The 7,656-nt window shown below is 64.4% G+C and carries 7 protein-coding genes; 2 read left to right on the top strand and 5 right to left on the bottom strand.

What is annotated here, in order from left to right; genetic code table 11:
• Window positions 1-60: 60 nt before the first annotated feature.
• Both ACODSP_RS22970 and ACODSP_RS22965 read right to left on the bottom strand, forming a co-directional pair.
• Window positions 61-1,098 (bottom strand): threonine aldolase family protein, encoded by a 1,038-nt coding sequence (locus ACODSP_RS22970; RefSeq protein ID WP_488967868.1) that lies wholly within the window; start codon window positions 1,096-1,098, stop codon window positions 61-63.
• Between the two features lie 44 nt (window positions 1,099-1,142).
• Window positions 1,143-1,520 carry a hypothetical protein gene (locus ACODSP_RS22965; RefSeq protein WP_488967867.1) on the bottom strand — a complete coding sequence of 126 codons (378 nt, stop codon included), beginning with the start codon at window positions 1,518-1,520 and terminating at the stop codon, window positions 1,143-1,145.
• Here ACODSP_RS22965 and ACODSP_RS22960 point away from each other — a divergent pair.
• Both ACODSP_RS22960 and rpoH read left to right on the top strand, forming a co-directional pair.
• On the top strand, window positions 1,511-2,626 hold the full coding sequence (locus tag ACODSP_RS22960) for an RluA family pseudouridine synthase (RefSeq protein WP_488967866.1): 1,116 nt from the start codon (window positions 1,511-1,513) through the stop codon (window positions 2,624-2,626). The two genes, ACODSP_RS22965 and ACODSP_RS22960, sit on opposite strands and share 10 nt — an antisense overlap.
• Before the next feature lie 126 nt (window positions 2,627-2,752).
• Window positions 2,753-3,637, top strand: coding sequence for an RNA polymerase sigma factor RpoH (rpoH, locus tag ACODSP_RS22955; RefSeq protein ID WP_488967865.1), 885 nt, complete (start codon window positions 2,753-2,755; stop codon window positions 3,635-3,637).
• 21 nt (window positions 3,638-3,658) lie between these two features.
• Here the strand turns inward: rpoH and ACODSP_RS22950 are convergent, their stop codons facing one another.
• The 3 genes from ACODSP_RS22950 to ACODSP_RS22940 all read right to left on the bottom strand — a co-directional run bounded on the left by ACODSP_RS22950 (window position 3,659) and on the right by ACODSP_RS22940 (window position 7,543).
• The gene (locus ACODSP_RS22950; RefSeq protein WP_488967864.1) at window positions 3,659-5,191 is read right to left on the bottom strand and encodes a sensor histidine kinase; all 1,533 of its coding nucleotides are present in this window, start codon (window positions 5,189-5,191) and stop codon (window positions 3,659-3,661) included.
• A gap of 147 nt (window positions 5,192-5,338) precedes the next feature.
• Window positions 5,339-6,706, bottom strand: coding sequence for a glutamate--cysteine ligase (locus ACODSP_RS22945; RefSeq protein ID WP_488967863.1), 1,368 nt, complete (start codon window positions 6,704-6,706; stop codon window positions 5,339-5,341).
• Window positions 6,707-6,760: 54 nt separating this feature from the next.
• Window positions 6,761-7,543 carry a 16S rRNA (uracil(1498)-N(3))-methyltransferase gene (locus ACODSP_RS22940; protein ID WP_488967862.1) on the bottom strand — a complete coding sequence of 261 codons (783 nt, stop codon included), beginning with the start codon at window positions 7,541-7,543 and terminating at the stop codon, window positions 6,761-6,763.
• Window positions 7,544-7,656 lie beyond the last annotated feature (113 nt).

The following is a 7,656-nucleotide window of genomic DNA, read 5'->3' as shown; positions in this document are numbered from 1 at the left end:
CAAATTATCTTACAAATGCAGGGTACAAACAAACCTAATCTCATCACGCTCTAATCCGCGCTACGCTTTCTCCTGCCCCGCCAGCCGCCGTGCCGCCGTCAGCAAGGCTTCCACGGCGGCTTCATCGCTGTTCCAGGCGGTGACCAGACGCACGACAGGGCCATCCCAGCGGTAAAAGCCGAAGCCGGCCGCTTCCAGCCCCGCGATCACCGGTTCCGGCAGGGCGATGAAGATCTCGTTGCCATCCACGGGGTGAGCCAGATGCGCGCCGGGCAGGGCCGACAGCCCGTCGGCCAGCCGCATCGCCATGCGGTTGGCATGGCCGGCCAGCCGCAGCCACAGCCCATCCTGCACATAGGCCTCCAGCTGTGCCGACAGGAACCGCATCTTGGAGAACAGATGGGCCGCGCGCTTGCGGCGGTAACCGAAATTCTCCGACAGTTCGCGGTCGAAGAACACCACCGCCTCCGCCCCCAAGGCGCCATTCTTGGTGGCGCCGAAGGACAGGACATCCACACCGGCCCGCCAGGTGACGTCCGCCGGCGAACAGCCCAGCGAGGCGACGGCATTGGCAAAGCGTGCCCCGTCCATATGCACGCGCAGACCATGGTGCCGGGCGACCGCGCTCAGCGCCGCGACCTCTGTCGGGCTGTAGGCCGTGCCGCATTCGGTCAGCTGGCTCAACGACAGCGCCGCCGGCTGTACCACATGCACGAAGCCCTTATGCACCCGGTCCAGCGCCGCCGACAGGGTGGCGGGTGTCAGCTTGCCATGATCGCCGGGAAGGGTGACCAGCTTGGCCCCGCCCGTGAACATTTCGGGCGCGCCGCATTCATCGGCCTGGATATGCGCTTCGGCATGGCAATAGATGCTGCCCCAGGGCGGGGTCAGGGACGCCAGTGCCAGGGCATTGGCGGCGGTACCGGTGGCCACGGGAAAGACGGCGACGTCGCGTTCGAACAGGTCCGACAGGGACTGTGTCAGCCGCTTTGTCCAATCATCATTGCCATAGGACGGGGCGGTACCGCCATTTGCCTTGACGATGGCATCCAGGATTTCCGGTGCGGCCCCCGTCACATTGTCGGACATGAAATTCATTTAACGTCCATTTCCCGTTGGAATCGGTTCTATTGTGACCAGGATCACGGCACGGATGTCACAAGCACCGCATGTTCGCCCGTGGCCGGATCGACGAGAAGCACCTGTGTGCGACCATCGGTCAGTTTCACCTGTACGGCGATGCGGCCATTCACGGCGGCGATGCCGGGCAGCAGGACCGCCCCCGGCGGCAATGTCACCGCCTCGGTCGGCATCGGTGCCTTCACGGGTGCCGGGACCGGCGGCGCGGGCAGGGCCGGCGGTTCGGCCTCGGGGGCCTTCCCCTGCATGCCGAAACGGGCCGAAAACGTGCGCGGATGATTGGGGTCCGTGGAGCGTTTATAGACTTCATAGCCCAGGAACGCGAACCCGGCCGCAATGATCACGGCCCCGATGATAAGGATGTTCTTCAGTGCCTGCACGTTCGGCAATTCCCCAGTTGAAGGCCACCGGCCGGACGGATATCCCGCCCGCCGGCCTGGAACTCGACCTGGATGACGATCTGTGCGACGAGGAATTCCTGCCCGCCGCCGATGCTGCCCCTGTCCAGGGTGCCGGCCCCGCCGACCATGACGCCATCATCGATGGCGACAGGGACGGGGACCGTCTGGACAAGGCGCTGGCGGATCTGCTGGCCGTTGTCGGCCTGTCGCGTTCCCGCCTGCGCGCCCTGATCGATCAGGGGCATGTCTCCACAGGTGGGCAGACCATAGACGACGCGTCACGCCGGGTCAAAGCCGGCCAGACCTTTCGTGTGCATGTTCCGGCCAGCGCGCCGGCCCTGCCCGTGGCGCAGGATATCCCGCTGTCGATCCTGCATGAGGATGAAGACCTGCTGGTCATCGACAAGCCGGCGGGCATGGTGGTGCATCCCGCCGCCGGCAATCCGGATGGCACGCTGGTCAATGCCCTGCTGCACCATTGCGGCGACCGGCTGTCGGGCATCGGTGGCGTGCGCCGGCCCGGCATCGTGCATCGCCTGGACAAGGATACAAGCGGTCTGATGGTGGTGGCCAAGAATGACCGCGCGCATCAGGCCCTGTCGGCGCAGTTCGCCGACCGCTCCCTGTCGCGCACCTATCAGGCGGTGGTCTGGGCCGTGCCCAACCCGCGCACAGGCGAGATCAACGCCAATATCGGCCGCCACCCGACCGACCGCAAGCGCATGGCTGTGCTGGACCGGGGTGGCAAGGTTGCCATCACCCGCTATAGCACGCTGCGCGCGCTGGGCCCGGCGGCAGCCCTGATCGAATGCAAGCTGCTGACGGGCCGTACGCACCAGATCAGGGTGCACATGACCCATGTGGGCCATCCGCTGGTCGGCGACCCCGTCTATGGCCGTGTCCGCACGGGCCGCACGCGCGGTTTGTCGGAAGGGGCCAAGCAGGCGCTGGAGACGTTCCCGCGTCAGGCCCTGCATGCCGCCGCCATCGAGTTCATCCATCCGGCCACGGGCGCCAAGGTGCGCTTTGAAACTGTGTTACCGGATGATTTCAAGGGCTTAATTCATGCGCTGGAGGTGCTATAATGCCGTCGCGCATGATCACCGGGCCTCTTCTGGACGGGCGCCATGCGTGTCCGTTCAGGACCATCTCATCGCTGTCGGTGCCAATTGGGCCGATGGTGTCAACCAGCCTTATGCAAGGGGGTTAACATGACCGCTTCCGTTCCCGCTATTCCGGTCGTCAGCTCGGAAAGCAGCCTCAGCCGCTATCTCCAGGAAATCCGCAAGTTCCCGATGCTGGAACCGGGTGAGGAGTACATGCTGGCCAAGAGCTGGCGCGAGCATGAGGATACCAAGGCCGCCCACCGTCTGGTGACCAGCCATCTGCGCCTTGTGGCGAAGATTGCCATGGGCTATCGCGGCTATGGCCTGCCTGTCTCGGAACTGATCTCCGAAGGCAATGTCGGCATGATGCAGGCCGTCAAGCGGTTTGAGCCCGACCGTGGCTTCCGCCTTGCCACCTATGCCATGTGGTGGATCCGGGCCGCCATCCAGGAATATATCCTGCACAGCTGGTCGCTGGTGAAGATGGGCACCACGGCGGCGCAGAAGAAGCTGTTCTTCAATCTGCGCAAGCTGAAGGGCCAGATGCAGGCCATCGATGACGGCGACCTGCCCCCGGAAGTGGTGACCAAGATCGCCACCACCCTGGACGTGCCGGAAGCCGACGTCGTTTCCATGAACCAGCGTCTGGCCGCCGGTGACCATTCCCTGAACGCGCCGCTGCGCGTGGATGGGGAGGGGGAATGGCAGGACTGGCTGGTGGATGAAAGCGAAAGCCAGGAAATCCGCCTGGGTGACCAGCAGGAACTGGGCAAGCGCAAGGCCCTGCTGGCCGGCGCCATGAAGGGCTTGAACGAGCGTGAGCGTCACATCCTGATCGAACGCCGCCTGCGCGAGGAGCCGACGACGCTGGAAGACCTGTCGCAGCATTACGGTATCAGCCGTGAACGCGTGCGCCAGATCGAGGTGCGGGCCTTTGAGAAACTTCAGAAGGCCATCAAGACCGCCGCCATCCAGCAGCAGCTGGCCTGATCGCACCGGGCAGGTGCCACTTCACCCCGCCGCCCTTTCCAGCGCCACCACCTCTTCCCGGGGCAGGTGGCGGGGAAGGGTCATGGTGAAGCAGGTTCCGCGGCCTTCGGCGGAACTGACGCTGATCACGCCTTGCAGTGACTGCGTCACCAGATTGAAGACAATGTGCAGGCCCAGGCCGGACCCGCCCCGGGCGCGGTTGGTGGTGAAGAAGGGTTCGAACAGCCGGTCCATGTGGGCGGCGGGCACACCCTTGCCATCATCCTGGAACCGCAACTCCACCTGATCATCGGGCAGTTCGCGTACGCTGATCTTCATGGTGCCCCGGCGGTCCGGGCCGAAGGCATGGATCAGGGCATTGATGATCAGGTTGGTCAGCACCTGGAACAGGGCGCCGGGATAGCTGTCCATATGGATGCCGGCGGGGCATTCGACCAGGACACGGTGCGGTTCCCCGCGCAGCCGTGGTGCCAGGCTTTGCAGCACCTCGTCGATATAGGCGCCCAGCAGGAAATCGCGCCGTTCCTCACTGGCCTGATCCACGGCCACCCGTTTGAAACTCTGCACCAGTTCGGCGGCGCGGCCGATATTGGTGTGGACCAGCAGAGCGCTGTCGCGCAGCGTGCCCTGATGCTCCGTCAACTGGCTGCGGGTCAGCTTGCCGGCGGCCACCGTCTTGTCCAGGGAGGTGACGACATCCTCCAGATGGGTGATCGCGGTCAGGGCGATGCCGATGGGCGTGTTCAACTCATGCGCCACCCCGGCGACCAGCCGGCCCAGGCTGGCCAGCTTCTCCGCCTGGGTCAGGCTGTTGCGGGTTTCACCCAGTTGTTGCTGCGCCTCTTCCAGTTCCGCGACCTTGTGGGCCAGTTCGTCGCGCTGATTGGCGATGATGGCTTCGCGCCGAAGCAACTCGGTATTGGCTTCCTTCAGACGCGCCTGTTCGGCCTGCAGGGCGCGCAGGCGCTGAAACTCCATACGGCGCAAGGTTGACAGCTGATAGGCCGTGAAGGCGCCGAAGATATTGGCCAGCGACTGCATGACCGTCGCGGTGCTCATCTGTGATGCCGTGGCGCCCGATGCCGGCATGAACAGGCCGATATAAAGCCCGCTGGCCGCCACACCCCAGGGGATCATGAAGATCACCCGTGTCGGCAGGAACAGATAGTTCATCAACACGACGATCATCACAAAGAAGCTGACCGTCAGCCCCACCTGCCCCCCGCGATGGATCAGCAGCGCGCCAGCCGAGGTGATGGCCCAGATATAGGTCATCGTCAGCAGCACAAGGCCATATCGCAGGCCCACATACTTGGCCTTTACCGGCACCAGCATGGTGGCGATGATCAGCACATAGACGATACCGCGCAGCGGCATCATGACGGTCAGGACCGTCTCAAGGCTGAAATAGACAAAGTCCAGTGAGGCGGCCATCAGGTAGAAGATGGCCAGGGCCAGGAGATTGCGCCGCAGGCCCTTGGCTTCCGCCTCCAGCATATACTGGCGGAAATCCTGCTCCATCGCCCTATCGGCGAACTCCGCGAATTTCAGCATCTAAACGGCGCGTCCTTCCCCCTTGGTCGCGCCACAGCGCGCCTAAACGCGGGAAGCATTCTAGGCAAGAAGGTCGAGCGCGGCAACAGAAGTGCAACCAAAGGCGGGCGGTGGAAAAGTGTTTTCCACCGCCCGATAGGCACCTACTCAATAGGCATATTCCTTATAGATGGGATCGATGTTCCCACCCCAGGCGCCCTGGTACTTCTCCAGCATCTCGGTCGACAGAGACCGGCCCGACTCCGCAATGGCGATCAGCGGTTCGATGAAGTGGGTTTCATCATCGCCCATGCCAGCAGTACGGGCCCGGCTGCGCAAGCCTTCGCGGGCGATGTCGACCACGCGGCGGGCCACATCCTGCACCGTTCCCCCCTGGAACGGCGTGGACAGCCCCAGACGCGGCACATCGCGGCGCAGGGTGGCGCGGTCTTCCTGGGTCCAGCCCTTCACCAGATCCCAGGCGGCATCCAGCGCACTGGTATCATAGAGCAAGCCGACCCAGAGCGCGGGCAGGGCGCAGAGACGGCCCCAGGGACCGGCATCGGCCCCACGCATTTCCAGATACTTCTTGAGGCGCACTTCCGGGAACATGGTCGTCATATGATCCGACCAGTCGGTCATCAGCGGCAATTCGCCCGGCAGGATCGGCAGCTTGCCATTCAGATAGTCGCGGAAAGACAGGCCCGACGCGTCCAGATACTGTCCATCGCGATAGACGAAGTACATGGGCACATCGAGCGCGTAGTCGACATAGCGTTCGAACCCGAACCCATCCTCGAACACAAACGGCAGATCGCCGGTGCGATCCTTGTCCGTGTCGGTCCAGATATGGGAACGGTAGCTCTGAAACCCGTTGGGCTTGCCCTCCATAAAGGGGCTGGCTGCGAACAGGGCCGTGGCGATGGGTTGCAGGGCCAACGACACCCGGAACTTCTTCACCATGTCGGCTTCGGACGCGAAGTCCAGGTTCACCTGGACGGTGCAGGTCCGGGTCATCATGTCCAGGCCCAGGGTCCCGACCTTGGGCATGTAGGAGCCCATGATCTTGTACCGGCCCTTGGGCATCCAGGGGATGTCGGACTGCTTCCATTTCGGGTTGAAGCCCATGCCCAGCATGCCAAAGCCCAGATCCTGGCCGATGGCGCGTACTTCCGCCAGATGCTGCCCCACCTCGCCACAGGTCTGGTGGATGCTGACCAGCGGTGCGCCCGACAGTTCGAACTGCCCGCCGGGTTCCAGGCTGATATTGGCCATGCCCTTGGTCAGGGCGATGATATTGTCGCCCTCCCGCACGGGTTCCCAGCCGAATCGCCGCTGGAACTCGCCCAGGATCTCACCGATCCCGCCAGGGCCGGCATAGGGGACGGGGGCATGGTCGGGACCCCGGAAAACAAACTTCTCATGCTCGGTGCCAATGCGCCAATCGCTGGCCGGCTTTGACCCACTTTCCAGATACTCGACCAGTTGCCGGCGGTCGGTGATCGGTTCGCCGCGCGACGTCGGAGGTGCGGACATTGGTTCTGTTCCTTAACGCGAAGGACGTTGCAAAGACGGCGGGCGGGATTACGCTCAGGTGCGATTGGGCGGCCTTGCATCGCCATCGGCCGACCGCCAGTCGCCCCCCGCCGCCTGCCAGACGGCAAGCGCGGAAAAGGCGGCGGTATCGGCGCGCAGCACGCGCGGACCCAGGCCCACGCTTACCACAAAAGGCAAGCGGCGCAGGGCATCAAGTTCCTGTTGGTCGAATCCCCCCTCCGGACCCACAAGGAATGCGACGGGCTTTCCCGCCGCCGCAGTGACGGCGGTCACCAGCGGTGCTGCCACCCCGCTTTCCGCCGCCACGAACAGGGTGCGGGCAGGGTCCCAATCGGACAGCAGCCGGCCCAGTTCCACCCCGTCCGCCACGTCAGGCGCGTCCAGCCGCTCACACTGTTCGGCGGCCTCCAGGGCGTTGGCACGCAGCCGGTCGATATTCACACGGTTGACATCGCCGCGTCGGGTGAAGACGGGCACCAGCCGGCCCACGCCCAGCTCCACCGCCTTTTCCACCACATATTCGGTGCGCCCGCCCTTCAACGGCGTGAACAGCAGCCAGGGGGCGGGCGGGGCGTCGGTGTCGGGGCTGCGCGTCTGCCGGTCCAGGCGCAGGGTGCCGGCGGATTTGGTCAGGGTCTCGATATGGGCCAGGAATTCCCCGTCCCGGCCATTGAAGGCCAGAACCCCATCTCCCGGCCCCTGCCGCAGCACCGCCCGCAGATAATGCGCCCGGTCCCCATCCAGCACCGCTGCCCCACCGGGGCTCAACGGCTGGTCAATGAACAGGCGGGTGCGGGGCAGGGCATCGGCAGCCATGGCGGGTCCGGAAAGCTGATCTCCACCATAGGGATAGGCTTTCAGGCGGAAATGTCCAGTGTTGTGGGGTGGGTGCTGTTTTGAACAAGCGTAGGTCAGGTCGAAGCGAAGCC

The sequence above is a fragment of the Niveispirillum sp. FG156 genome, assembly GCF_057809555.1.
This window is presented reverse-complemented; position numbering and strand designations above follow the sequence as displayed.

What these genes read in the sequence shown, in the direction of transcription:
- ACODSP_RS22970 (WP_488967868.1), bottom strand. Translation starts at nt 1,098, where the DNA reads ATGAATTTCATGTCCGACAATGTGACGGGGGCCGCACCGGAAATCCTG.
- rpoH (WP_488967865.1), top strand. Translation starts at nt 2,753, where the DNA reads ATGACCGCTTCCGTTCCCGCTATTCCGGTCGTCAGCTCGGAAAGCAGC.
- ACODSP_RS22950 (WP_488967864.1), bottom strand. Translation starts at nt 5,191, where the DNA reads ATGCTGAAATTCGCGGAGTTCGCCGATAGGGCGATGGAGCAGGATTTC.
- ACODSP_RS22945 (WP_488967863.1), bottom strand. Translation starts at nt 6,706, where the DNA reads ATGTCCGCACCTCCGACGTCGCGCGGCGAACCGATCACCGACCGCCGG.
- ACODSP_RS22940 (WP_488967862.1), bottom strand. Translation starts at nt 7,543, where the DNA reads ATGGCTGCCGATGCCCTGCCCCGCACCCGCCTGTTCATTGACCAGCCG.